1 protein-coding gene is annotated in these 1,739 nt (G+C 44.1%); it reads right to left on the bottom strand.

All coding sequences use genetic code 11. The annotated features are described in order from the left end of the window. Nucleotides 1-147: 147 nt before the first annotated feature. Complete coding sequence (locus tag EDM52_RS23550) at nt 148-1,506, bottom strand: IS4 family transposase (RefSeq protein ID WP_057134102.1); 1,359 nt, start codon at nt 1,504-1,506, stop codon at nt 148-150. Nucleotides 1,507-1,739: the final 233 nt, after the last annotated feature.

Here is a 1,739-nt window from a genome sequence, read left to right as displayed (position 1 = left end):
CAGTGATGTAGTGATTATTCCCCATGCTGCTTTTCTTAAGCGCAAATGCATAGCCCCACTCCTTTTCTGTCTGTTTTGCTTTAGACAAGTATAGATGATGGGAATGGGGCAGAAAAAGAGATATTTTAGATTCTTTTACTCAATGACTCAACTTTCGCAGCTCAAATTAGGTAGGTAACCCTTGATATAGCTGGGTAAACCCATGATCCATTGTTGGAGTTGCGTTTTAATCAGTTTTGTGATCTTCTTGTTTGCCTTTTGAGCAATGTCCTCGATGAGATCAATGAGTTGCTTTAAAGCAACTGCCCAATCAAGTTGGCTTACTTCATCGCATAGAAGATGGAATAACCCGCCCAGTGTGCGTTGATCGGTGCTTTGCCTATGCTGCCATGCCAGCAGAATGTAACGAGAGAAGACAATCGTTGTATGACTGATCAGCAGATCATATGATCTGCCCTGGAACTCTTTTTGTAACCGCAATAGTGATTTGGCACACTTAAAGAACACCTCAATATCCCAGCGGATACTGTAGATTTTGATAATCTCTTCTTCCGTTAGTGAGCAATCCGTACTCAATATAGCGAGCCATTCCTTTTTGTTTGAGCGGTGGCGCACGAACACCATGATGACAGGAATACCCGGAGACAATTCTGTGTGAATGGAACGCAGTATGCCTTTCTTTTTTCCTTGTATAGGTGTTGCCGCGAAATAAAGTTCCTGTAACGACAGGCGATGTTGACCAACAAGGTAGCGTTTGTTGTCTGCTTTGACCATTCCGATTACGTCCAAATCTCGCGCACGAACCGATTGAATTAAGGGGGCGTGCGTAAACCAACTGTCCATAAGCACGTAAGAGGCGCTCATACCTGATTGAATAGCTCGATCAATCATGGCAGGAATGACTTCCGGGGCAGGCAACAGCGCTTCTAATCGACGCTTATAGCCCGACGTTCGCTTGTCGATTCCCTCCATCATTCCGTTGATTTGAGATTTTAGAGAAGCGAGTAAAGAAAAATCTACCGGAATAAACGTGTGACCGTCTGACCATCCCAGCGTGAGCATGCGAAAGCCTTTGTAATAGCAACCTGTCGCATGATCTTTGAATCGAGACAGCATCTCGACAGCCTTACTACGGTTGCGTTCAAACATAGAATCGTCGACTACAAAAACCGATACACGATTTATTGATGTGAGGGCTTGCACTTTGTCAATGGTGGTGCAACTGAGTAGTGTCAAAAAGCGACGCCACGCATAACCGCTATGGTTGAGAAAACGGTATACCGTATCCTTGCCGGGGAACATCTCACCTTTCTTGCTCTCCAACAAGCGAAACCAGTTCTTGTGATGAAACAAGAGGACAAACACAAGTTGGAACAGATACGAGCAGGTAAAGCCAAAATTCTTTTTAAAACCTGCGGTTTTCAAGTGATGCAGCACTTTCAGTTCTTTCCAAGCCATTTTGATTTCGGCAGGGAGTTGATTGTTTTGTTGAGTTTGCTCTATCATAGAAAGGACACCTCTCCTGTATGGTAGTGATTCCTCGACACTTTCACTTTACCAAACGGAGTGGTGTTTTTCTATTTTTCAAGGAGCATTCTAAAATCGGCTTTAAACTTGTTGTACCAAGGGAATACTCTCATTTTCGCTCTGCGAAAGTTGAGTTAATTGGACTTCGTCTTGTTTGGCAGACTCATCCCGTATCCTATGCCTGATGATGTTCGTGTTCCTTGGGCCGGAAG

The sequence above is a fragment of the Brevibacillus invocatus genome (assembly GCF_003710915.1).
Lineage (GTDB): Bacteria > Bacillota > Bacilli > Brevibacillales > Brevibacillaceae > Brevibacillus > Brevibacillus invocatus.
The sequence above is the reverse complement of the archived record's forward strand: the minus strand, read 5'-3'. Positions and strand labels throughout refer to the sequence as shown.